The sequence below is a fragment of the Ideonella lacteola genome, from assembly GCF_038066555.1.
Classification (GTDB): Bacteria; Pseudomonadota; Gammaproteobacteria; order Burkholderiales; family Burkholderiaceae_C; genus Ideonella; species Ideonella lacteola.
In genome coordinates this window covers 51,214-74,496 of record NZ_JBBUTG010000019.1, presented here as the reverse complement: position 1 = coordinate 74,496, position 23,283 = coordinate 51,214, and the positions used below count along the sequence as shown (strand labels likewise).

Sequence of the window (23,283 nt, the reverse complement as noted above, 5' to 3'; positions counted from 1 at the left end):
GACGTTCGGCAGCCTCAAGGAGACGGCAAGCATGCAGAACAAACCCCTGGTCGCCCTCAGCTTGATCACCCTCGCCTGCGGCGCCGCGTTCGCGCAAGGCTCGCCTGCGACGGTATCGGCGGCGGCGGATAAAGCGATCCGGAGCAACCCCGAAGTGGCGGCGAAGTTCAATGCCTTGCGCGCGTCGGCGGAAGAGGTGGACGCGGCTCAGGCGGGCTACCTGCCGCGGGTGGATCTGACAGCCGAGGCGGGCCGCACGGAAGACCGCATCACCGGCCGAGACCCTGCCAACCAAAGCCTGAACCGCACCGGCGTGGCGCTGAACATCACCCAGGTGCTGTGGGACGGATTTGCCACGCGCAGCGAGGTGAGCCGGGTGTCGCACACCCGCATGGCCCGGTACTTCGAGTTCCTCGATGCCACCGAACAGGCAGCCCTGGAGGCGGCCCGCGCTCACCACGACGTGCTGCGCTATCGCCGGCTGGTCACGCTGGCTGAAGACAACTATGTGCAGCACAAGTACGCCTTCGACCAGATCCAGAGCCGGGTCCGCGCGGGCGTGGCGCGCGGGGTGGATCTGGAGCAATCAGGAGCCCGCCTGGCCTTGGCCGAATCGAATCTGGTCACCGAGAAGGCGAACCTGCACGACGTGACCGAGCGGTACCGGCGCATCGTCGGCGAGTTGCCGGCGGACGCGGCCACGCCTGGCCAGACCTTCGCCCAGGCGCTGCCCACCACGGGCGTAGCCGCGCTGGAGACGACCGCCCGCCGCAGCCCAGTGATCGCTGGTGCAGTCGAGAACCTGCGTGCCGTGCGCGCCCAGGGTGAAGCGCGACGCAGCCCCTTCCAGCCCCGGGTCGAAGCGCGCCTGCGCAGTGGTGAGGGCCGCAACTTCGATGGGGTTGAAAACCAGAAGCGCGACACCTCGGCCACCATCGCACTGACCTGGAACCTGTTCAACGGCGGTGCCGACGACGCCCGAGTACGCCAGCAGACGCACCTGCTCAACCAGGCGGCAGACTTGCGTGACAAGGCCTGCCGCGACGTGCGCCAGACGGCGGCGATCGCCTACAACGACGTGCGCCGGCTCGATGAGCAGTTGGGCTATCTGGACCGCAACACCATCGCGATCGAGAAGGCGCGCGACGCCTACCGGCAGCAGTTCGACATCGGCCAACGCAGTCTGCTCGATCTGCTGAATGCAGAGAACGAGCTTTACACCGCCAAGCGCTCGTACGCGATGGCGGTGGCCGACCGGGACATTGCCATCGTGCGCACCCACGCAGCCATGGGCACCCTGGTGGCGGCGTTGGGCCTGGCCCGGCCGGACACCGACTCGGTGGCGCCGGACGGTGCGCAATGGGCGGCCGGCGACGATGCCGCCACCCGATGCCCCCTGGAACCCACCGAGCTGGCCAGCATGACGCGGGCCGATCTGGACGCCAAGGCGCGCTCGATGGTGGGCGCGTCCGGGCCCCAATCGATGTCGCCCGCCCCTGCCCCGGCTTCAGCAGCGGCCCCGGCAGCGAGCATGCCGGTTGCGCCTGCGGCGGCCCCGTTGGTATCGGCCCCATCGCCCACGTCTGCCGTCGAGCAGCGCGTGCGCGACTGGGCGGCCGCCTGGGTGGCCAAAGACGTGACGCGCTATCTGAGCTTCTATGCCGACAGCTTCGCCACAGGGGCCGCGACGCATGGCGGCGACCGCCGCGCCCAATGGCGCGCCGGCCGCGAGCGCGCGCTGTCACGGCCCGGCGACATCAGCGTGCAACTGAACCAGCTCAGCGCTCGCGCGGTGTCGCCGACACGGGTGGAGGCCACCTTCGAGCAGGTGTATCGCTCACCCACCCACCGCGACACCATGCGCAAGACCCTGGTCTGGGAACTGCAAGCCGGCCAGTGGCGGATCGTCAGCGAGTCAAACCGCTGACCCGTTCGCGGCGATGCGCCGCACTGAAGTCGTGGTTGGCCAGGTTGAACACCACATAGGCCGTCGCCTTGGAGGCACGCTCCAGCACCACCGGGTCGTTGTTCGACAGGTTGTCGCACCAGCGGCGCGGCGTGTCGACGCAGCCGCCGTCGGTGCCGGGGATCTTGCCCTCGTAGTTGCCGATGGTGCCGCCCCAGATCGCCACTTCCCACGACTTCTTGCAGCAGTTCTGCTGGGTCAGGATGCCGGTGTTCGGGATGCCGATCAGGCTGAAGGCGTTGGAATCGGTGCCCTGGTTGCCGAACCAGGCCGACTGGGCCGGCACGTTGACAGACTTGAAGTAATCCTCGAAGAGCTGGTTGCCGACCTTCGACTCGGGCACGACGTTCGGCGGAAACTGGTCGACATTGGGCGCTTCGGCCGGATCGGCGATCAGGTAGTCGTAGTTGGGCGTGGCGGTCACGTCCGCATCGACGTCGAAAGCAATGCGTTGGCGCTGCGCGTCGGTCAAGTGCTTGGTGTAGTACTTCGAGCCCAGCAGGCCCAGCTCTTCGCCCCCGAACCAGATGTAGCGCAGGCGGTTGCGCGTGGGCGTCTTGGCGAGCTTGAGCGCAATCTCCAGGATGGTCGTCGAGCCCGAGGCGTTGTCGAGAATGCCGGCGCCGAAGATGGAGTCGAGGTGCGCGTCGACCACCACGGTCGAGTTGGCGTCTCCGTAGGGCGACTCGGCGATCAGGTTGTAGTCATCCCCTGCCTGACGGCGGGTGCGGATGTCGACACTCACCTCGGCCGTCTGGCCAGCGCGATGCTGCGCCAGCCACTGGGCGCCCACCCGGTGTGACACCGCTCCGATCACAGGGATGCGCGGCACCTGCGACAGGCGGGCCTCGAAGGCGCCACCAAAGCCCGGGCCCGCCGCCTCGGGCGACTCGGCAGCATCGGCGTCCACCACGTTGTAGAGGACCACCGCACGGGCGCCGGCTTGGGCCGCCAGTTCAACCGATCGGTCGTAGGGACAGGTACCGTGGCGCAGCAGAGCCACGCGTCCCGGGGTGAACCCGTGCCAATCGAGGGCCTGGCAGCCTGTGCCATCCCCCTCCACCGGCTGGATGGCCGCCGAGAATTGCCCCCCCGGCGAGAGCCGCGCCACGAACCAATCGCGGCCAAGCGACAGGGCAGCGCCGCCGGTCGCCAAGCGCGGCACGCCGTCGAGCACCTCGATGCTGTAGGGATAGGTCTGGATCTTGACCTTGTAGCCCGCCTTGCGCATCAACTTGGCCACGTGGTCGACCGAGGCCTTGTAGCCGGCCGTGCCCGTATCCCGATTGCCATGGCCTTTGGAATCGGGGTTTTCATCGGCAATTGTCTGGAATTCGCCGAGCCGCTTCCACAGCCGGTCCTGTCGAATGCATTCCAGCAGCTTGTCCACGGTGTCGTTCGCGCGGGACTCGCACTCCTTGTGGCTGGGACCGTCCGCCTGCGTTTGCGCGCGCGCCAAGGGTGTGACCAAGGTCAGGCCCAGGGCCGCCAGGGCCAGCAGGTTGCGTGGGTACGTCATGTCTGTCTCCTCTGAGTGGATTGCGTTGTCGGCGGCGCCACACCGGGGCAGACGAACAGGCGTTTTTCGATAGACTCGCCCCAGCCAATACCGGGGCTCACCGCTCCTCGGCCAGAGGGCCCGTGAGCCCCGTAGAGCCACAACGAGCCTGAGAGACCAAGCCATCCATGCGCCTGCGCACTGCCACGCTGCCCCGTTCACCACTCGGCTTCGCTGCCGCCGCCGTCCTGGTGGGGTTGGCAGGCGCCGGCCCCCTGGCCGCCCAACCGGTGGACACCGCCGCCAGCTCGGCGCCCGCAGCAGCCCCCGCATCGGCTGAAACCGCAGAGATACAGCGCCTGATCAAGGAAGGCCAGCATAGCCAGGCCCTCAAGCTGATCGATGAGGCCCTCGTCAAGAATCCTAAAGACCCGCAGATGCGCTTCCGGCGCGGCGTCGCGCTGTCCATGCTCGACCGCAAGCCGGAGGCACTGGCAGTCTTCCAGAAGCTGGTGGACGACCACCCCGACATGCCGGCCCCGTACAACAACATCGCGGTCATCTACGGCGCCCAGGGTGACTACGAAAAGGCCCGGCAGGCGCTGGAGCGCGCGATCCGCACCAACCCGGCTTACGCCACCGCGTACCAGAACCTGGGTGATGTGTACGCGCAGCTCGCAAGCCAGGCCTACACCAAGGCCTTGCAACTCGACAAGGGTGACGCCACGGTGCCGCCAAAGCTCGCCCTGCTGCGCGAGCTGACCTCCGGCGCCAACACCGCGCCACCGCCCGCACCTGCAGCCGCCGTGGCCGCAGCCAAGCCCGTGGGCCGCTCGCCGGCGCCCACCACGGTCGCTGCGGCCGCACCAGCACCGGCTGTCTCGCCAGCGCCGCCGACCACGTCGCCCAACCCGTCGCCGACCACGTCGCCCAAGCCGGCGGCGCCGCCCCCGGCCCCCTCGCCGGCGGCCAACCCACCTGCCCCGCCCACGGCTGCGGCCCCTGCCCCGGCAGCCAGCAAGCCGCTGCCACCGGCCGCTCCCCCATCGGCCGCAGCCCCCAAGCCTGCGGCCGCCGTGGCAAGCGCAGTGGCAACTGCCCCCACGCCGACGCCCGCTTCAGCGGCCTCGCCCGCGCCTGCCTCTCCAGTGGGCAACTCGGCCGAGGTCGAAGCCGCCGTGCGCGCCTGGGCTTCGGCCTGGAGCAAACGCAACATGACCGAGTACCTCGGCGCCTACACGCCCGAGTTCAGTGGCCAGTCCAGCTCGCGCAAGGCGTGGGAGCAAGACCGCCGCGACCGCATCGCCACCCGCAAGCAGATCAAGGTCGAGCTGGTCGACCTGCGGGTCACGGTGGACGGCGACCAGGCCACCGCGAAGTTCAAGCAGGTCTACAGTTCAGATGCGCTCTCGGCCACCAGCCGCAAGACACTGTCACTCGTGCGCTTGAACGGCCGCTGGGTGATCAAGAAAGAGGCCGTGGGCGGTTGAGCGCCCCGTGGTTCGGCTCGTGACGATGAAGATGCAGACCCCGACATCCCCCCGCAAACGGCGTGGCGCCGTTGTGCTGGGGGCGCTCGGCCTGCTCAGCCTGTGCATGCTGTCAGTCCACGACTCCCGGGTGCTCGGCTGGTGGTCGCGCGAAGCGCACGCCACGGCGGCGCCGCTTGCACCATCGGCCGCTTCGCGGGTGATGCGACTGGCCGACGACCTGCCCACGGAGCCTCGCGTTGGTTTGCCTGAGGCTGCCCTGCAGGGCAGCCCCGAGTCTCGCCTGATGGCGCTTTACCGCCTGGTGGGTGAGGGTCGACTGGCCGATGCGCTGGAGGGCAGCACCGCCTTGCTGCAGAAGTACCCGCACTTCCGTCTCGCACAGCTTCTGCAGGCCGATCTTCTCGCCGCACGTGCCGCGCCACTGACGACCTGGGGCGGCGGCGCCCCCGACCGAGGCGACCTCGCCCCGCTGCGCGACGAAGCGCTGCAACGGCTGGCCGCGCTGCGCGAGCGCCCCCCGACCGGTGCGATACCGGCCGAGTTCGTGCTGCTGCCGCCCAGCCAGCCGTATGCGATTGCCGTGGACGCGTCGCGCAGTCGCCTGTACCTGTTCGAGAACGGCGCCCATGGCCTGACGCTGATCGACGACTTCTACGTGTCGGTCGGCAAGCAAGGCGTGGACAAGCTGATTGAAGGTGACCAGAAAACCCCGCTGGGCCTGTACTTCATCACCGGCCAGATCGACCGCAAAGCGCTCGAAGACCGCTTTGGCGTGGGCGCGCTGCCGCTGAACTACCCCAATGCCTATGACCGCACCCGCGGGCGCACCGGCAAGGGCATCCTGCTGCATGGCGTGCCCTCCAGCACCTATTCGCGGCCGCCGCTGGACAGCGATGGCTGTGTCGTGCTGGCCAACGATGACCTGATGGGCCTGGCCGCCCGTCTGCCACAGCGCGACACTCCGGTGCTCATCGCCCGTCACATCGAATGGCGCCAGCCCGGCGCCAACCGGCAGGCGCTCGAATCGACCCGGTTCATGCCCACCTTCGAGCGCTGGCGCACCGCCCGCCTCGCGGCCAACGCCGACCAGCTCGCATCGTTCTACCCGGGCACCTCCAGCGCCGACGCCCAGCTCAACCTGACCCGCTCGCGCCAACGTACCGCCAGCGCCCCCGCACCGACGGCCATCGACGAAACCAGCTTGATCTCATTCCGAGACGACCGCGAACTGATGGTCGTCACCTTCCGCGAGCAGGCCCTGGACAACGGCGAACGCACCGAACACCTGATGCGCCAGTACTGGGGCCGCGAGGGCAACGACTGGCGGATCGTGGCCGAAGGCCAGGTGCACTGACGCACACGCCATCACCGCGCCTCGTCGGCTCACCTTCGTTCGCGATCGAACATGCTGCGGAGACTGCTATCCAAGTTGCGCCGGTCGGCAGGTCCTTCTCAAGCGCCCGTCCAGACCGATGTTCCGGTGAAGGTCTCAAGCACCGAGGAACCTTCGCCGCCGTGGTCATCGGTTGTGCTGGTGCGCCAGGAAGACCCGGCCAATCGGTTCGGCCTCGAAGGCTACGAGTGCGAAGCCTTCGCCACGTCGATGACGTCCACCACGGGCGACCCACAGATCGCCGCCCACTTCGCCACCTCGCGCACAGCGCGGAACGAATCGATCGCGGGCACCCTGCCGGAAGGCGCCGTAGAACACCCGTGCGACCTGTCTTATCCCTGCCCGGGCGGCGTTGCGGATGGACCGCTGCGCAAAGCCGAGGTGATGGAGGACAAGTGGGACATCTACCTCTACGGGCAGCGGATCTACTTCTGCCGAAGCTGGACAGGCCGACTGGTGTTCGTGGTCGACTTTTCACTCGACGGGGCGCGCCTGCACTTCCACCGGATCTGGTCCCAGGCGGGAATTGACGCACCCATGCCGGTGAGACAAGTGGACTACCTGATCAAGAGCCACCTGGAGCGCCGGCGTGCGCCGCATCCGCTGCCCTCTTCCCTGGCCAGAGAGCCCGGTGCGATCGCCATGTACTCGTTCAGCGAGTACGGCCGCATCTGCTGCTTCGGCAGCTACGAAGACACGACGACGATTCCCTGAGACGGGGCCGGGGCGCTTGCCCCGGCGTCATGCGCTACTTTTTCTGCGGTGGCAGATCGGTGCAGCTGCCGTGGGCCACCTCGGCCGCCATCCCGATCGATTCGCCGAGTGTCGGATGGGGGTGGATGGTCTTGCCGATGTCGACGGCGTCGGCGCCCATTTCGATGGCCAGCGCGATCTCGCCGATCATGTCGCCCGCATGGGTGCCCACGATGCCGCCGCCCACGATGCGGTGGGTTTCTTCATCGAAGAGCAGCTTGGTGAAGCCCTCGTCGCGGCCATTGGCGATGGCGCGGCCCGAAGCCGTCCACGGGAACAGCCCCTTCTTGACCTTCACGCCCTGCGCCTTGGCCTGGTCTTCGGTGAGGCCAACCCAGGCGACCTCAGGATCGGTGTAGGCGACGCTGGGGATGACACGCGCGTCAAACTGCGCCTTGGCGTCGCCAGCAGCCACCTCGGCGGCCACATGCGCCTCGTGCACCGCTTTGTGGGCCAACATCGGCTGGCCGACGATGTCGCCAATCGCGAAGATATGCGGCACGTTCGTCCGCATCTGCACATCCACCGGGATGAAGCCGCGATCGCCCACGATCACGCCGGCCTTGTCGGCACTGATCTTCTTGCCGTTGGGCGTGCGGCCGACCGCCTGCAGCACGAGGTCGTAGGTCGATTCGCTCTTCTGGCCCGCGCTGTCCTCGAACTGAACCTTGATGCCCTCCGGCGTCGCCACCGCGCCTACTGTCTTCGTCTTCAACATGATCTTGTCGAAGCGGTGGGCATTCATCTTCTGCCACACCTTGACCAGATCGCGGTCTGCCCCCTGCATCAGGCCGTCGAGCATCTCGACCACGTCCAGGCGCGCACCGAGCGTCGAGTACACCGTGCCCATTTCGAGCCCGATGATGCCGCCGCCCACGATGAGCATCTTCTTCGGTTGCCCGCTCAGCTGCAGCGCACCGGTGGAATCCACGATGCGGGGGTCGTCTGGCAAGAAAGGCAGACGAACCGCCTGCGAACCCGCAGCGATGATGCAATTCTTGAACCGGATGGTCTTGGTGGCGCCGGTCTTGTCCTGCCCTTCGCCGGTCGTCTCTTCGACCTTCACGTGGTGCGGATCGATGAACGCGCCGTAGCCGCGCACCACCGTCACCTTGCGCATCTTGGCCATGGCCTGCAGGCCACCCGTCAGCTTGCCGACCACCTTGGCCTTGTGGGCGCGCAGCTTGTCAATGTCGACCTTGGGCGAGCCGAACTCGATGCCCAGATCGGCCATGTGGCTGACCTCGTCCATCACCGCGGCCACGTGCAGCAAGGCCTTCGAGGGGATGCATCCGACATTCAGGCACACGCCACCGAGCGTCGCGTAGCGCTCGACGATGACTGTCTTCATGCCCAGGTCGGCGGCGCGGAACGCGGCCGAATAGCCGCCCGGCCCGGCACCCAGCACGAGCATGTCGCACTCGATGTCGGCGCCCCCTGCATACGATGCGGCCGCCGGCGCGCTCGCGGCGGGTGCCACGGCCGGCGCCGCCACCGGGGGCACCCCAGCGGACGGTGCCGCGGCAGGCGCCGGGCTGGGGCTGGACGCCGCGGCCTCCGACGCCTCCAGCAGCAGGATGGTGCTGCCCTGGCTGACCTTGTCACCCAGCTTGATCTTCAGTTCCTTGACGGTACCGGCGTGGGTGGACGGGATCTCCATCGAGGCCTTGTCGCTCTCGACGGTCATCAGGCTCTGGTCGACCTTCACAGTGTCGCCCGCCTTGACCAGCAGCTCGATCACGCCGACATCCTTGAAGTCGCCGATGTCCGGCACTTTCACTTCGATCGTTGCCATTCTTGTCTCTCAATCTTGGTGGATCGGGGCGGGCTCGATCGCCGTCGAACCGGCAGATCGATCGAGTGCCCTGGCGGCGGACGGTGGCGCCCCACAGGCACCACCGTCGGCCATCACAACGCGATGCGGCGGAAGTCGGCCAGCAGCGAAGCGAAGTAGACGTTGAAGCGCGCCGCCGCGGCGCCATCGATGACGCGGTGATCCCACGACAGCGACAACGGCAGGATCAGGCGCGGCACGAACTGCTTGCCGTCCCAACGCGGCTCGGTGCTGCTCTTGCACACCCCCATGATCGCGACTTCAGGCGCATTGATGATCGGCGTGAAGTAGCGGCCACCGATGCCGCCCAGCGAACTGATGGAGAAGCAGCCGCCGGTCATGTCGGCCGGGCCCAGCTTGCCATCGCGCGCCTTCTTGGCCAGCTCGCTCATCTCCTGGCTGATCTGCAGGATGCCCTTCTTGTCGGCGTCCTTGATCACTGGCACCACCAGGCCGTTGGGCGTGTCGGCCGCGAAGCCGATGTGGAAGTAGTTCTTCAGGACCAGGGTGTCGCCGTCGAGCGAGGCGTTGAACTCGGGGAACTTCTTCAGCGCGGCGACCGCGGCCTTGATCATGAAGGCCAGCATCGTGACCTTGATGCCGCTCTTTTCGTTCTCTTTGTTCAACTGAACGCGGAAAGCTTCGAGCTCGGTGATGTCGGCATCGTCGTGGTTGGTGACGTGCGGGATCACCACCCAGTTGCGGTGCAGGTTGGCGCCGCTGATCTTCTTGATGCGGCTCAGTTCCTTGCGCTCGATCGGGCCGAACTTGCTGAAATCGACCTGCGGCCACGGCAACAGGCCCGGGAAGGCGCCACCGGCGGCCGCTGGCGCCGCAGCGGGCGCCTTGGCCTTTTGGGCGGTGGTTTGCTGGTCACCGGCCATCACCTGCTTGACGAAGTTCTGCACGTCGTCCTGGGTGATGCGCCCCTTGGGGCCGGAGCCCTTCACCTCGGCCAACGGCACGCCCAGCTCACGAGCAAAGCGGCGAATCGAGGGGGAGGCGTGAGGCAGGTTGGTGGGTGCGGCCGTGGGCTCGTGGGCGGGCAGCGCCGCCGTGGGTGCCGTGCGCTCGACCGGCGCGCTGGTCAGCGTGCCGGGGGCGCTGCCGGTGGCCACCACCGTCTGGGCCACGGCCGGGGCAGCCGCCGCGGCAGCCGGAGCCGACGCGGTGCCGCCAGCGCCTTCCAGCACCACGAGTGGCGATCCCTGGCTGACCTTGTCGCCCAACGCGACCTTGATCTCCTTGACCACCCCGGCATGGGACGACGGAATCTCCATCGACGCCTTGTCGCTCTCGACGGTGATCAGGCTCTGCTCTGCCTTGACGGTGTCACCCACCTTGACCAGCAGCTCGATGACGGCCACATCCTTGAAATCGCCGATGTCGGGCACGACCACGTGGATGACGCCGCCGCCCGCCGGGACGGCAGCCACCGGTGCGGGAGCGGGTGCAGGCACGGGCACCGCTGCAGACGCGGGGGCGGCTGCCGGCGCCGCCGCAGGGGCAGGCGGCGGGGGCGCGGTTTCGGCGGCGCTTTCCAGCACCAGCAGCACCGTCCCTTCGCTGACCTTGTCGCCCAGGCCGACCTTCAGCTCCTTGACGACACCGCCATGGGTCGACGGGATCTCCATCGAAGCCTTGTCGCTCTCGACCGTGATCAGGCTTTGTTCCGGCTTGATCGTGTCACCGGGCTTGACCAGCAGCTCGATGACTGCCACGTCCTTGAAGTCCCCGATGTCGGGGACTTTCACTTCCACCAATGCCATTCGTTGTCTCCAGCCCGGTTCAGGCGTACAGCGGGTTGATCTTGTTCGCGTTGATGCCGTACTTGGCGATGGCTTCCGCCACCTTGGCCGCGGGTACGGAGCCCTCGTCGGCCAGCGCCTTCAGGGCGGCAACCACAATGTAATGGCGGTTGACCTCGAAGTGCTCGCGCAGCTTGGAGCGGAAGTCGCTCCGGCCGAAGCCATCGGTGCCCAACACCTTGAAGGTGCGGCCCTTCGGGATGAACGCGCGGATCTGCTCGGCGTAGTTCTTCATGTAGTCGGTCGAGGCGATGATCGGGCCGGCTTGCTTGTCGAGCTGCTGCGCGACGAAAGGCACCTTGGGCGTCTCGGTCGGGTGCAGCAGGTTCCAACGCTCGCAGTCCTGGCCATCGCGGGCCAGCTCGTTGAAGCTGGGGCAACTCCAGACGTTGGCCGCCACGCCCCACTCGGTTTCAAGCAGCTTCTTGGCAGCGATCGATTCGCGCAGGATGGTGCCCGAGCCCAGCAGGTTGACGCGCGGCGTCTTCTTCGCGCCCTCTTCCAGCAGGTACATGCCCTTGATGATCTGCTCTTCGGTGCCGGGCTTGAGGCCGGGCATCGCGTAGTTCTCGTTCAGCAGGGTGATGTAGTAGAAGACGTTTTCCTGGTTCTCGACCATGCGCTTCAAGCCGTGATGCATGATCACGCCCACCTCGTGCGCGAAGGTCGGGTCGTAGCTGACGCAGTTCGGGATCGTGCCCGCCAGGATGTGGCTGTGGCCGTCTTCGTGCTGCAGGCCCTCGCCGTTCAGCGTGGTGCGGCCCGAGGTGCCGCCCAGCAGGAAGCCGCGCGCCTGCATGTCGCCCGCTGCCCAGGCCATGTCGCCGATGCGCTGGAAGCCGAACATCGAGTAGTAGACGTAGAACGGGATCATGACGCGGTTGTTCGTCGAGTACGACGTCGCCGCGGCGATCCACGAGCCCATTCCGCCCGCTTCGTTGATGCCCTCTTGCAGGATCTGGCCGGCCACGTCTTCCTTGTAGTAGGAAACCTGGTCGCGGTCCTGCGGGGTGTACTTCTGCCCTTCGGGGTTGTAGATGCCGATCTGGCGGAACAGGCCTTCCATGCCGAAGGTACGCGCTTCGTCGACGAGGATGGGCACGGTGCGCGGGCCCAGCGTCTTGTCGCGCAGCAGCGCAGTGAGGAAGCGTACATAGGCCTGCGTGGTCGAGATCTCGCGGCCTTCCGCCGTCGGATCGAGCACCGACTGGAAGGCGGAGAGCTCAGGCACCGGCAGCGATTCTTCGGCCTTGGTGCGGCGCTGCGGCAGGTAGCCGCCGAGGGCCTTGCGGCGCTCGTGCAGGTAGCGCATCTCCGGCGTGTCGTCGGCCGGCTTGTAGAACGGGATCTTCGCCAGCTCGCTGTCCGGGATGGGGATGTTGAAACGGTCGCGGAAGGCCTTGATGTCTTCGTCCGTCAGCTTCTTGGCCTGGTGGGCGATGTTCTTGCCCTCGCCGGCCTTGCCCATGCCGAAGCCCTTGACCGTCTTGACCAGCAGAACGGTCGGCTGGCCCTTGGTGTTCACGGCGCGGTGATAGGCGGCATAGACCTTCTGCGGGTCGTGACCGCCACGGTTCAGACGCCAGATGTCCTCGTCGCTCATCTTCGAGACCATCTCGAGCAGCTTGGGGTGGCGGCCGAAGAAGTTCTTGCGGACGAAGGCGCCGTCGTTGGCCTTCATGGCCTGGTAGTCGCCGTCCAGCGTCTCCATCATGACCTTCTTGAGCAGGCCATCCTTGTCGCGCGCCAGCAGCGGATCCCAGTACGAGCCCCAGATCAGCTTGATGACGTTCCAGCCGGCACCGCGGAACTCGCCTTCGAGCTCTTGAATGATCTTGCCGTTGCCGCGCACGGGGCCATCCAGGCGCTGCAGGTTGCAGTTGACGACAAAGATCAGGTTGTCCAGTTTTTCGCGGGCAGCCAAACCGATCGCGCCCAGGCTTTCCGGCTCGTCCATCTCGCCGTCGCCGCAGAAGACCCAGACCTTGCGCTTGCTGGTGTCGGCAATGCCGCGGGCGTGCAGGTATTTCAGGAAGCGCGCCTGGTAGATCGCCATCAGGGGGCCCAGGCCCATCGAGACGGTCGGGAACTGCCAGAACTCGGGCATCAGCTTCGGGTGCGGGTAGCTCGACAAGCCCTTGCCGTCGACTTCCTGGCGGAAGTTCAGCAATTGCTCTTCGTTGATGCGGCCTTCCATGAAGGCACGGGCATAGATGCCGGGCGCCGAGTGGCCCTGGATGTAGAGCAAGTCGCCGCCATGGTCGGGCGTGTCGGCGTGCCAGAAGTGGTTGAAGCCGGCGCCGAACATCGTGGCGACCGAGGCAAACGAGGAGATGTGGCCACCCAGATCGCCCCCGTCTTCGGGATGAAGGCGGTTGGCCTTGACCACCATCGCCATCGCGTTCCAGCGCATGTAGGCGCGCAGACGCTCTTCGATCTCGATGTTGCCCATGTAGTGGGCTTCATCTTCGGGCTCGATGGTGTTCACATAGGCCGTGGTGGCCGAGAACGGCATGTCCACACCATGCTGGCGGGCATGCTCGAGAAGTTGCTCCAGCAGGAAGTGGCCGCGATCGCGCCCCTCCGATTCGAGCACGGCCGACAGGGCGTCGAGCCATTCGCGGGTTTCCTGCGCATCCGCATCGTTGGCGGCAGCGCCCAGGAAAGGTTCAGGCAGGGCGGACATGGGTGTCTCCTCGTCGTGAATGGCCAGCAAGCGGCCGACATCTGGGTCGGCGCCGAGTGTCGCACAGCCTGCACGCATTTTCAAATCGTGGCTAGCCATTTCATATCATGGAATAACACAAGCCGGCGTCGGGGGCTCGTGGCCGGCGTCCACAACACCGCCCCGCCCAGGACGAAGTCGGCCCCCGATAATCCGGCCAATGGTCCTGGCACGCGAACCACTCAAACCCTCCCCTTCCCGGCTGCAGCGCCTGTTCGGACGCTGGTGGCGCCAGCAGTCGCCCGCCCGGCAGGACCGTTTCGCCACCATCGGCCCGCTGGTATCGGTGCTGATGTTCCTGGCGGCCATCACCGCCGCGTTCTGGTACCTGCGCAGCGAGGAAATCGATCGCGCCACCGATGCGCTGCGCCGCGACACCGAGGTGGCGCAGCAGCAGATCCGGCTGCACCTCATCGAAAACCAGGAGCAGCTCGTCCGGATCGCCCGGGAACTGGTCACCAAGGACATCGACACCGCCGAGTTCCTCAGCCAGGCCGGCGCTTTCCAGCGCGAACGACCCGAGGTGCGCCACTTCACCTGGGTGAATGCGCAGCGCAAGGTGCGCGCCAGCCAGGCCGTGCTGAGCTTCCACCCTGAAGAGGGCAGCGGCGCCGCCATGGCCGACCCCTCGCTGCCTGCCGAGGGGCGCCGCAATGAAGCCGAATACGCCTTCATCGCCGCACGCGACACGCGCCAGCCGGTCTACTCGCGGCCGTTCACCGATGCGAGCGGCCTGTGGGTCTTTCAGGTGCAGATCCCACTGATCGACCGCAGCAACTTCGTCGGCACATTGATCGTCGAGTATTCGGTCGAGGCGCTGGTGCGGTTCTTCGTGCCCACCGAGGTCACGCGCCGCCACCTGGTCAGCGTGTTGGGCCCCGACAGCCGGGTGCTCGTCAGCACCGTGAGCTCGATGCCTGGCCAGCCGGCGACCGCCCCTTCGCTGCAGTACGACCTGCCGCTGGCCCCCATGTCCAACGGCTTGACGCTGCGTGGCCAGGGCTACCGCACCTCCATCGGCCTCATCGGCAACACCTTGTTCTGGATGGTCGTCGCGCTGTCGGTGCTGACAGTGTGGATGCTGCTGGGCACCTGGCGTCACATGCGGCGTCGCGCCCAGATCCAGAACGCGCTGGTGCAGGAAACGAACTTCCGGCGGGCGATGGAAAACTCCATGCTCACCGGCATGCGCGCGATGGACAAAGACGGCCGAGTCACCTATGTGAACCCGGCGTTCTGCGCCATGACCGGCTTTGCCGAAGCCGACCTGATCGGCCGCTACCCGCCCTTCCCCTACTGGCCGCCCGATCGCATCGAAGAGAACACCCGCCTATTGCAGCAAGAGTTGCAGGGCCGCAGCCCGGTCGGCGGCATCGAGGTGAAGGTGATGCGCAAGGACGGCTCGCTGTTCGATGCGCGCATGTACGTCTCGCCGCTGATCGACCCCAAGGGCCAGCAGACCGGCTGGATGACCTCGATCACCAACATCACCGAGGCCAAGCGTATTCGCGATCAGCTGTCGGCTTCACACGAGCGCTTCACCACCGTGCTGGAGGGCCTGGACGCGGCGGTGTCGGTGCTGTCGGTGCAGCACAGCGAGTTGCTGTTCGCCAACCGGTCGTACCGCCTGTGGTTCGGCGCCGATGCGCGCGGCCATGCCATCCTGGCCAACAGCTCGAACGGCGCGCCCTACCTGCCCGAGCCCGATGAAGAGGTCGACGGCCTGTCGGGCCTGCCGACGCAGCCGCTGACCGAGACCGGCGCCCAGCCGCGTGAGGTCTTCGTCGAGTCCCTGCAGATGTGGTTTGACGTGCGGGCGCGCTACCTGCAGTGGACCGACGGCCGCCTCGCCCAGATGCTGATCGCTACCGACATCACCGCACGCCGCCGTGTCGAAGAGCAGGCGCAGCAGCAGGCCGAGAAGGCCCAGGTTACCAGCCGCCTGATCACGATGGGCGAGATGGCATCGTCTGTCGCGCACGAGTTGAACCAGCCGCTGGCCGCCATCAACAACTACTGCAACGGCATGGTCAGCCGCGTGCGCGCCGGCTCGATCGGCACCGACGACTTGATCGCCGTTCTGCAAAAGACCGGCCGCCAGGCCGAGCGGGCCGGCCAGATCATCCACCGCATCCGCTCGTTCGTGAAACGCAGCGAGCCCCAGCGCCAGCCTGCGCATGCGCGGGACATCGTCGAAGACGCGGTCGAGTTGGCCGGCATCGAGCTGCGCCGGCGCAAGGTGAACATCCACACCTACGTGGCCCAACGGCTGCCGATGCTGAATGTGGATCCGATCCTCATCGAGCAGGTGCTGCTGAACCTGCTGAAGAACGCGGCGGAGGCGATCGACACCGCCAAGATGCCCAACTCGCGGCGCCACATCGAGCTGCGGGTGGTCCCGCGGCACACGCCTGAAGAAGGTGGCGTGATCGAGTTCAGCGTGACCGACATGGGCCCCGGCATGAAGGAAGAAGTGCTGGCCAGGCTCTACGAAGCGTTCTTTTCCACGAAAGCCGAAGGCATGGGCATCGGCCTGTCGCTTTGTAGATCAATCGTTGAGTCCCACAGGGGCCGGATCAGGGCGCAGAACATCTACAATGGCGGGTCCGTCACCGGGTGCCGCTTCGCGTTTACCCTGCCGGTCGATCTGTCCCAACGCGCTGAAGCCCACCCCGTGCCCGATACCGTGCCCGACGTGGCTGCAGCGTCGAACCCGAACGCCTCTGCCTCATGAGCCTGATTCCGAAAAAGGGTACCGTTTACGTGGTCGACGACGACGAGGCGGTGCGAGATTCACTTCAATGGCTGCTCGAAGGCAAGGATTACCGGGTCAAGTGTTTTGATTCCGCCGAGTCCTTCCTGTCGCGGTTCGACCCTCGCGAAGTGGCCTGCCTGATCGCCGACATCCGGATGGATGGCATGAGCGGCCTGGAGCTTCAAGACCGCTTGCTCGAACGCAAGAGCCCGCTGCCCGTTGTTTTCATCACCGGCCACGGTGATGTACCGATGGCGGTGACGACCATGAAGAAAGGCGCGATGGATTTCATCGAGAAGCCTTTCAAGGAAGAAGAGCTGGTGGTGCTGGTGGAGCGCATGCTCGACCAGGCCCGTGTCGCCTTCTCTCAGTACCAAGAGCAGGCCAGCCGCGATGCATTGCTGTCGCGCCTGACGACGCGCGAGGCCCAGGTGCTCGAGCGCATCGTCGCCGGCCGGCTGAACAAGCAGATCGCGGACGACCTGGGCATCAGCATCAAGACGGTGGAGGCGCACCGCGCCAACATCATGGAAAAGCTCAATGCCAACACCGTGGCCGATCTGCTGAAGATCGCGCTCGGCGCCACCCACAAAGCTTGAACGCGGGCACGACCTTCTTCACGCTCGTCTCCCATACCGACACCAACGGGGCCTTCAGGGCCCCGTTTGTCCTTCTTGCGCAGTTTCTTTGAACCCTTCTTTCCCGAGGACCACCCCATGACGGCACAACTCATCGACGGCAACGCCCTTTCGCGCCAACTCCGCGGCGAGGTGGCGCAGCGCGCGGCTGCGCTCACGGCACGCGGCGTGACTCCCGGGCTGGCCGTCGTGCTGGTGGGGGACAACCAGGCCAGCGCCGTCTATGTGCGCAACAAGGTCAAGGCGTGCGCCGACAACGGACTGCATTCGGTGCTGGAAAAGTACGATGCATCGATGACCGAGGCGGAGCTGCTCGCCCGCGTCGAGGCACTCAACGAAGACCCATCGATCCACGGCATCCTCGTCCAACTGCCGCTGCCTGCCCACATCGACGCACACAAGGTCATCGAGACCATTTCGCCTGAGAAGGATGTCGACGGCTTCCACGTGGCGTCGGCCGGCGCCTTGATGGTCGGCCAGCCCGGCTTCAAGCCCTGCACCCCCTATGGGTGCATGAAGATGCTCGAATCCATCGGCGTGAACCCTCGTGGCAAGCACGCGGTGGTGATTGGCCGTTCAAACATCGTCGGCAAGCCCATGGCGATGCTGCTGCTCGCCGCCAATGCCACCGTGACCGTGTGCCACAGCGCCACGCCCGATCTCGCGCACCACACCCGCCAGGCCGACATCGTGGTGGCCGCTGTCGGCAAGCGCAACGTGCTGACGGCCGACATGGTCAAGCCGGGCGCCGTGGTCATCGACGTCGGCATGAACCGCAACGACGAAGGCAAGCTCTGCGGCGACGTCGACTTCGCCGGTGTCAGCGACGTGGCGGGCTGGATCACCCCTGTGCCCGGTGGGGTCGGGCCGATGACCATCACCATGCTGCTGGTCAATACCATCGAGGCTGCGGAACGCCGCGCCGGAATCTGACTCCGAACCGGGATACGCCGAGGAAGACGCCATGCACGCCAACCCCCTGCTGAATTTTGACGGCCCGATCGCCTTCGACGCGATCCGTCCCGAACATGTGACGCCGGCCATCGACGAGTTGCTCGCCGACGCCAATGCCGCGCTCGACAAGGTCGTCGGCCCGGACGTGCCGGCAGATTTCGACGCCATGTCGGCCGTGCTGGCCGTCGCCACCGAGCGGTTGGCCCGGGCGTGGGGCGCCGTGGGGCATCTGAGCCATGTGGCGGACACGCCCGAGTTGCGTGCCGCCCACGCCGAGAACCTCGCGCGCATCACCGAGTTCTACACCCGCCAGGGAAGCGATGAGCGCCTGTATGCCAAGTACAAGGCCGTGGCTGCCAGCCCGGCCGCCGCAGCGCTCAGTGCGCCACGCCGGCAGGCCCTCGGCCACTGGCTGCGCGATTTCAAGCTTGGCGGGGCCGACCTGAAAGGCGACGACAAGGCGCGCTTCGCCGCGATCCAGGACCGGATGGCCGAGCTGTCCCAGGCCTACTCGAACCACGTGCTCGACGCCACCGACGCGTTCGCCTACTACGCGACCGCCGAAGAGCTGGCCGGCGTGCCGGCCGACGTCGTCGAGGGCATGCGCGCCGCCGCCGAGAAGGATGGACAGGCGGGCCACAAGATCACGCTGCATTTCCCGAGCTACTTCCCGGTGCTGCAGTACGGCAGCCATCGCCCCTTGCGCGAGAAGCTCTACACCGCCTACGTGACGCGCGCGTCAGAGCTGGGCCCGGCGGAGCTGGACAACTCGCCGGTGATGGCCGAGTTGCTCACCTTGCGACAGGAAGAGGCCCGATTGCTGGGCTACGCCAACTACGCCGAGGTGTCGCTGGCCAGCAAGATGGCGCGCACGCCGGCTGAGGTGATGGCCTTCCTGCGCGACCTCGCTGCCAAGGCACGCGCGAGCGCCGAGCACGACCTGAAGGAACTGCGCGAGTTCGCGGCACGCGAGCTGCAACTGGCCGAGCTTCAGTCCTGGGACATCGCCTACGCCAGCGAGAAGCTCAAGGAAGCCCGCTATGCGTTCAGCGACCAGGAGGTCAAGGCCTACTTCCCGCTGCCGAAGGTGCTGCAAGGGCTGTTCGGGATCATCGAGACGCTGTTCGAAGTGGCCATCCGCCCGGCCGAGGCGCCGGTATGGAATGACACGGTGCGCTTCTACCGCATCGAGCGCGCAGGGCAACTGGTGGGCGAGTTCTACCTCGACCCGCACGCTCGCCCCGGCAAGCGCCCCGGCGCCTGGATGGATGACGCCCGCGAACGCTGGCTGCGCCCGGACGACGGCCGGCTGCAGACCCCGGTGGCGCACCTGGTGTGCAACTTCGCGGCGCCCGTGGGCCAGATCAATGGTCAGGACCGGCCAGCCCTGCTGACGCACGACGACGTGATCACCCTGTTCCACGAGTTCGGTCATGGCCTGCATCACTTGCTCACGCGGGTGGACGACCTCGGTGTGTCCGGCATTTCCGGTGTGGAGTGGGACGCGGTCGAACTGCCCAGCCAGTTCATGGAGAACTTCTGCTGGGAATGGGAGGTGGCGCGGCACCTGACGGCGCACGTCGAGACCGGCGAGCCGATGCCGCGCGCGTTGTTCGACAAGATGCTGGCCGCCAAGAACTTCCAGAGCGGCCTGCAGACCTTGCGGCAGGTCGAGTTCGGCCTGTTCGACATGCGGCTGCACACCGAGGCCGATGCGCCGCAGCGGGTGCTGGCCATCGCGGGCGAGGTGCGCGACGAGGTGGCGGTGATCAAGCCGCCGGCCTTCTCCCGCACCGCGCACACCTTCTCGCACATCTTCGCGGGGGGGTATTCCGCTGGCTACTACTCGTACAAGTGGGCCGAGGTGTTGTCGGCCGATGCGTTCAGCGCGTTCGAGGAAGAAGGCGTGCTGCGCCCCGAGACGGGCCGCCGCTACCGCACGGAAATTCTCGAAGTCGGGGGCAGCCGCCCGGCACTGGAGAGTTTCAAGGCGTTCCGCGGCCGGGAGCCGACCATTGACGCTTTGTTGCGTCATCAAGGCATCGCGGCCTGAGTTCTCCGCTAGATTCCTGCCCACTGTTCAAAAGGGTTCCAAAGCCATGATCACCCACCGCACCTCGCTCGCCCGTACCTTGGGGCTGGTCGCCGCCACGGTGACCCTGGCCTCGCTCGCCCTGCCCGCCTTCGCGGTCTACAAGATCGTGGGCCCCGATGGCAAGGTGACCTACTCCGACACGCCGCCACCGTCTGGCGCCGGCAAGGTGCAGGCCGTCAGCGTCGCCGCGGGCGGTGCGGGCGCGCCGAACCTCAGCGGCCTGCCCGCCGACCTTCGCCAGGCGGCCACCAAGTTTCCGGTCACGCTCTACACCTCGGCCAGCTGCCGCCCGTGCGACAACGCGCGCCAACTGCTGCAGCAACGCGGCATCCCCTTCGCCGAACGGACGGTCGGCAACACCTCGGTGGACACCAACGCGCTGCAAAGTCTGACCGGCTCGACCACCTTGCCCGTGCTGAGCATCGGTCAGCAGCAGCTCAAAGGCGTGACGCCCAGCGAGTGGAACAGCTACCTGGACGCCGCAGGCTACCCCGCCCAGTCCAAGCTGCCGGCGAGCTACCGTGCGCCGGCAGCGACCCCGCTGGTGCCCCCGGCGCCCACAGCCGCTCCGGCAGATGCCGCCGCCCCCAACGCCGCCGGCACTGCACCGCCGGCCGCCGAGGCCAGCGGCCCCAACATCCGCTTCTGACCGCCCCCTCACTGGGGGCAGCCAGCACCCTGCCCGCCCCGCAGGGGTTCAAGGTGCCGGGCGGAGCCGATTCGACCTGACTGCAAACCCCCGCGCCCGATGGCGCCTGCGCCCGTCAGTCCTGTGGCCGCGTGATGCGCGCCGCGGGAATCTGTGCCGCCAGCACCAGCGACCCCATCAACCACAGCGGGGCCGCGGGCATCGTTGCCGCGGCCAGCGCACCGAACCCGGTCGGCATGACGATGGTGGCAGCATTCGTGGCGAGCATCCGCAATCCCAGCGCCTGGCCGTGGCGGTCGGCTGGCGTCACCTGGTGCAGCATCGCCAGGATCATCGGCTGCACCGAGCCCAGCGCCAGGCCGAGCAGCGCCGAGCCCAACATCATCCCGGCCACGCCCGGCAGCCAGTAGTAGACGACGCACACGGCCGTGGCGAGCGTCATCGCCGCCCGCAGAGCTCGCTTCTCGTCCAGGTGATCTGCCCAGCGAGAGATGGCCAGGCGCACCACGGTGGCAGCCGCCGCGAACGAACCGAGAATCAGGCCGATGGCCGACGCGGTGAGGTCGCGCGCATGGCCCAGCACCGGCACCGCAAAGCTGTGCGCATCCCAGCATGACGACAGTGCCAGGTTCACCAAAAGCAGACGCCGCATCGGCGCCACCCGCAACAGGCTCAGCGCGCCGCGCGGCCGGCCCTGGCTGTCTTCTTCGGCAGCACGATGGCGATGGGGCAGCGATCGCGGCACGCGCTGCCCCAGCCACCAGGCTACCAGCGGCAGCAAGGCAGCAAAGACGAACCCGGACCGGTAGCCCACATGGTCGATCAACAGCCCCACCACCACCGGCGCCAGCGCATTTGAAAGCGCCGGCCCCAGCGCGATCCAGCTGAAGACCCGCTTCAGGTCGCTGGCATCGCGCGCCATCAGCCCGGCCTCCCGCTGGATGCCCACCGCGGCCACCGAGATGGCCCCACCGGTGGCGAGCGCGGCCAGCGCCAACGCCACCGGATGCTGGGTGATGGCGGCCACCAAGGCGCCCGAGAAGCCCATGGCCGCGCCAATGTTCAGCGGGCGATGCAGGCCGTGCCGATCAGCCAGCCGCCCAGCCCAGAGCGACAGCCCGATCGGTGCCACCGCGAACAGCGACAGCAGCACGCCCACGGTCCATTCCGGATAGCCGCGCTTGAGCACCAGCAGGCTGGCGGTCACTCGCGTGGCCGCCATCGCGGCGTGGACGCACACCAGCGCGCCAATCACCGCCGGCAGCGCAGCGCGCAGGTCTGAAGCCGGGCGCCCGGCCGGGGCGCTCAAGCGTCGCCCTCGGCGCCTTCGTCGAACAAATCGGGGCTGCTGCGCCCACCCAGCAGCGCCTTCGCGTGGGCTTCAGGCAGCGTTTCCACACTCTTGAGCTTGCGGGCCATCTGCCGCGTGCGAACCTCGGCATCGTCGATCGTACGGCTGGCCTCGTCGAGCTTCTTCTTGGTCTTGGCCAGCACATCGCCAAACTTCTGGAACTCGCTCTTCACCGCCCCCAGCACCTCCCACACCTCGGCGCTGCGGCGCTCCAGCGCCAAGGTGCGAAAGCCCATCTGCAGGCTGTTCAGGGTGGCCAGCAGCGTGGTGGGGCCGGCCAGGGTGATGCGGTGCTCGCGCTGCAGGCTCTCCACCAGGCCCGGGCGGCGCAGCGCCTCGGCGTACAAGCCTTCGGTCGGCACGAAGAGAATGCCGAAGTCGGTGGTGTGGGGCGCGGCGATGTACTTCTCGCGGATCGTCTTGGCTTCGAGCCGCAGACGACTCTCGATCGCCTTGGCCGCTGATTCGGCCGCCACCGGATCGACCCGGTCCTGTGCATCAAGCAGCCGCTCGTAATCCTCGCGCGGGAACTTCGCGTCAATCGGCAGCCACAGCGGCGCGCCGTCGTCGCGCCGGCCCGGCAATCGAATGGCGAATTCCACCCTGGCACCGCTACCGGGCACCGTCTCGACGTTGGCCCCGTACTGCTCAGGCGTGAACACCTGCTCCAGCAAGCCGCCCAACTGGTACTCACCGATGAGACCGCGGGTCTTCACGTTGGTCAGCACGCGGTTGAGCGAGCCCACGTCGCGCGCCATGTTGCGCATGTCGCCCAGGCCCTGGTGAACAGCCTCCAGCCGTTCGGCCACCTGTTTGAAACTCTCGCCCAAGCGCTGCTCAAGCGTGGCGTGCAGCTTCTCGTCGACCGTGGCGCGCATCTGCTCGAGCTTGCGCTCGTTGCCCTCTTGCAACTGCGCCAGTTGCGTTTGCACCGTGCCCCGCACCTCCGCCAGCCGGTTGGCGTTGGCCTCGCCCAGCATGCGCAGCTGATCGGCGATCAGTTGCTGCGTCGCCCCCAACTGGGCTCGGAAGGAATCGATCTGCTCGTTCTGCGTGCGCGCCACGTCACCCGACTGGTTCAGCAGCATCTGCTGAAAGGTCGCCAGATCTGAGCGGGCCGCCTGGGCGTGGCGCAGCAACTCGTCTCGCAGGCCCCGCTCCACCCGATCGCTGTCGGCGCGCGCCGCTTCCCGCAGCGTGTTGACCAGCGCCTGGGCCTCTTGTTCGCCATCGCCGCGCTGCCGCAGGCTCAGGCCGATGAAAATCAAAACCAGCAAATTCAGCGCGGCCAGCGCCAGCAGGATCCAGTCGGTCATGCGCCGATTGTCTCAGCCCATGATCAGCGCAGTGCTTCGCTGCGACGCTGCCGCA

15 protein-coding genes are annotated in these 23,283 nt (G+C 67.2%); 9 read left to right on the top strand and 6 right to left on the bottom strand.

Features of this window, described 5'->3' with window-relative positions:
* Positions 1-31: 31 nt before the first annotated feature.
* A complete protein-coding gene (locus AACH06_RS23035; RefSeq protein ID WP_341428129.1) occupies positions 32-1,927 on the top strand; it encodes a TolC family outer membrane protein in 1,896 nt (631 codons plus the stop codon).
* Here AACH06_RS23035 and AACH06_RS23030 read toward each other — a convergent pair.
* Positions 1,908-3,485 (bottom strand): M28 family metallopeptidase, encoded by a 1,578-nt coding sequence (locus tag AACH06_RS23030; RefSeq protein ID WP_341428128.1) that lies wholly within the window; start codon positions 3,483-3,485, stop codon positions 1,908-1,910. The genes AACH06_RS23035 and AACH06_RS23030 overlap by 20 nt on opposite strands.
* 167 nt (positions 3,486-3,652) lie before the next feature.
* On the opposite strand from AACH06_RS23030, the gene AACH06_RS23025 reads away from it, so the two are divergent.
* Genes AACH06_RS23025 through AACH06_RS23015 form a run of 3 tightly spaced genes read left to right on the top strand, consistent with a single transcriptional unit; the run spans position 3,653 to position 7,064 of the window.
* A complete protein-coding gene (locus AACH06_RS23025; protein ID WP_341428127.1) occupies positions 3,653-4,954 on the top strand; it encodes a nuclear transport factor 2 family protein in 1,302 nt (433 codons plus the stop codon).
* Positions 4,955-4,979: 25 nt separating this feature from the next.
* Entirely contained in the window at positions 4,980-6,311 is a 1,332-nt protein-coding gene (locus tag AACH06_RS23020; protein ID WP_341428126.1) for a L,D-transpeptidase family protein, read from the top strand.
* A 51-nt stretch (positions 6,312-6,362) separates the two neighbouring features.
* Positions 6,363-7,064, top strand: coding sequence for a hypothetical protein (locus AACH06_RS23015; RefSeq protein WP_341428125.1), 702 nt, complete (start codon positions 6,363-6,365; stop codon positions 7,062-7,064).
* A gap of 34 nt (positions 7,065-7,098) precedes the next feature.
* Here AACH06_RS23015 and lpdA read toward each other — a convergent pair whose 3' ends face one another.
* The 3 genes from lpdA to aceE form a co-directional block, all read right to left on the bottom strand.
* Positions 7,099-8,898 (bottom strand): dihydrolipoyl dehydrogenase, encoded by a 1,800-nt coding sequence (gene lpdA, locus AACH06_RS23010; protein ID WP_341428124.1) that lies wholly within the window; start codon positions 8,896-8,898, stop codon positions 7,099-7,101.
* A gap of 113 nt (positions 8,899-9,011) precedes the next feature.
* Complete coding sequence (gene aceF, locus AACH06_RS23005; RefSeq protein WP_341428123.1) at positions 9,012-10,706, bottom strand: dihydrolipoyllysine-residue acetyltransferase; 1,695 nt, start codon at positions 10,704-10,706, stop codon at positions 9,012-9,014.
* A gap of 19 nt (positions 10,707-10,725) precedes the next feature.
* A complete protein-coding gene (gene aceE, locus AACH06_RS23000) occupies positions 10,726-13,431 on the bottom strand; it encodes a pyruvate dehydrogenase (acetyl-transferring), homodimeric type (protein WP_341428122.1) in 2,706 nt (901 codons plus the stop codon).
* A gap of 199 nt (positions 13,432-13,630) precedes the next feature.
* Between aceE and AACH06_RS22995 the strand changes: the two genes are divergently transcribed.
* From AACH06_RS22995 to AACH06_RS22975, 5 genes are all read left to right on the top strand, one after another.
* On the top strand, positions 13,631-16,204 hold the full coding sequence (locus AACH06_RS22995; RefSeq protein WP_341428121.1) for a PAS domain S-box protein: 2,574 nt from the start codon (positions 13,631-13,633) through the stop codon (positions 16,202-16,204).
* The gene (locus AACH06_RS22990; protein ID WP_329716619.1) at positions 16,201-16,824 is read left to right on the top strand and encodes a response regulator transcription factor; all 624 of its coding nucleotides are present in this window, start codon (positions 16,201-16,203) and stop codon (positions 16,822-16,824) included. Before AACH06_RS22995 ends, AACH06_RS22990 begins: the two co-directional genes overlap by 4 nt.
* Positions 16,825-16,941: 117 nt before the next feature.
* Complete coding sequence (gene folD / locus AACH06_RS22985) at positions 16,942-17,796, top strand: bifunctional methylenetetrahydrofolate dehydrogenase/methenyltetrahydrofolate cyclohydrolase FolD (protein WP_341428120.1); 855 nt, start codon at positions 16,942-16,944, stop codon at positions 17,794-17,796.
* Positions 17,797-17,827: 31 nt separating this feature from the next.
* Positions 17,828-19,870, top strand: coding sequence for a M3 family metallopeptidase (locus AACH06_RS22980; protein ID WP_341428119.1), 2,043 nt, complete (start codon positions 17,828-17,830; stop codon positions 19,868-19,870).
* 46 nt (positions 19,871-19,916) lie between these two features.
* On the top strand, positions 19,917-20,561 hold the full coding sequence (locus AACH06_RS22975; protein ID WP_341428118.1) for a glutaredoxin domain-containing protein: 645 nt from the start codon (positions 19,917-19,919) through the stop codon (positions 20,559-20,561).
* A gap of 115 nt (positions 20,562-20,676) precedes the next feature.
* On the opposite strand, the gene AACH06_RS22970 is transcribed toward AACH06_RS22975, so the two are convergent.
* Positions 20,677-21,870, bottom strand: coding sequence for an MFS transporter (locus AACH06_RS22970; RefSeq protein ID WP_341428117.1), 1,194 nt, complete (start codon positions 21,868-21,870; stop codon positions 20,677-20,679).
* Positions 21,867-23,228: a DNA recombination protein RmuC gene (locus AACH06_RS22965; protein ID WP_341428116.1), complete on the bottom strand. Its 1,362-nt coding sequence runs from the start codon at positions 23,226-23,228 to the stop codon at positions 21,867-21,869. Before AACH06_RS22965 ends, AACH06_RS22970 begins: the two co-directional genes overlap by 4 nt.
* Between the last annotated feature and the right edge of the window lie 55 nt (positions 23,229-23,283).

What these genes read in the sequence shown, in the direction of transcription:
- AACH06_RS22990 (WP_329716619.1), top strand. Translation starts at nt 16,201, where the DNA reads ATGAGCCTGATTCCGAAAAAGGGTACCGTTTACGTGGTCGACGACGAC.
- AACH06_RS23020 (WP_341428126.1), top strand. Translation starts at nt 4,980, where the DNA reads ATGAAGATGCAGACCCCGACATCCCCCCGCAAACGGCGTGGCGCCGTT.
- AACH06_RS22975 (WP_341428118.1), top strand. Translation starts at nt 19,917, where the DNA reads ATGATCACCCACCGCACCTCGCTCGCCCGTACCTTGGGGCTGGTCGCC.
- AACH06_RS23025 (WP_341428127.1), top strand. Translation starts at nt 3,653, where the DNA reads ATGCGCCTGCGCACTGCCACGCTGCCCCGTTCACCACTCGGCTTCGCT.
- AACH06_RS22995 (WP_341428121.1), top strand. Translation starts at nt 13,631, where the DNA reads ATGGTCCTGGCACGCGAACCACTCAAACCCTCCCCTTCCCGGCTGCAG.
- AACH06_RS22980 (WP_341428119.1), top strand. Translation starts at nt 17,828, where the DNA reads ATGCACGCCAACCCCCTGCTGAATTTTGACGGCCCGATCGCCTTCGAC.
- aceE (WP_341428122.1), bottom strand. Translation starts at nt 13,431, where the DNA reads ATGTCCGCCCTGCCTGAACCTTTCCTGGGCGCTGCCGCCAACGATGCG.
- AACH06_RS23030 (WP_341428128.1), bottom strand. Translation starts at nt 3,485, where the DNA reads ATGACGTACCCACGCAACCTGCTGGCCCTGGCGGCCCTGGGCCTGACC.
- AACH06_RS22965 (WP_341428116.1), bottom strand. Translation starts at nt 23,228, where the DNA reads ATGACCGACTGGATCCTGCTGGCGCTGGCCGCGCTGAATTTGCTGGTT.
- aceF (WP_341428123.1), bottom strand. Translation starts at nt 10,706, where the DNA reads ATGGCATTGGTGGAAGTGAAAGTCCCCGACATCGGGGACTTCAAGGAC.
- folD (WP_341428120.1), top strand. Translation starts at nt 16,942, where the DNA reads ATGACGGCACAACTCATCGACGGCAACGCCCTTTCGCGCCAACTCCGC.
- AACH06_RS23035 (WP_341428129.1), top strand. Translation starts at nt 32, where the DNA reads ATGCAGAACAAACCCCTGGTCGCCCTCAGCTTGATCACCCTCGCCTGC.
- lpdA (WP_341428124.1), bottom strand. Translation starts at nt 8,898, where the DNA reads ATGGCAACGATCGAAGTGAAAGTGCCGGACATCGGCGACTTCAAGGAT.
- AACH06_RS23015 (WP_341428125.1), top strand. Translation starts at nt 6,363, where the DNA reads ATGCTGCGGAGACTGCTATCCAAGTTGCGCCGGTCGGCAGGTCCTTCT.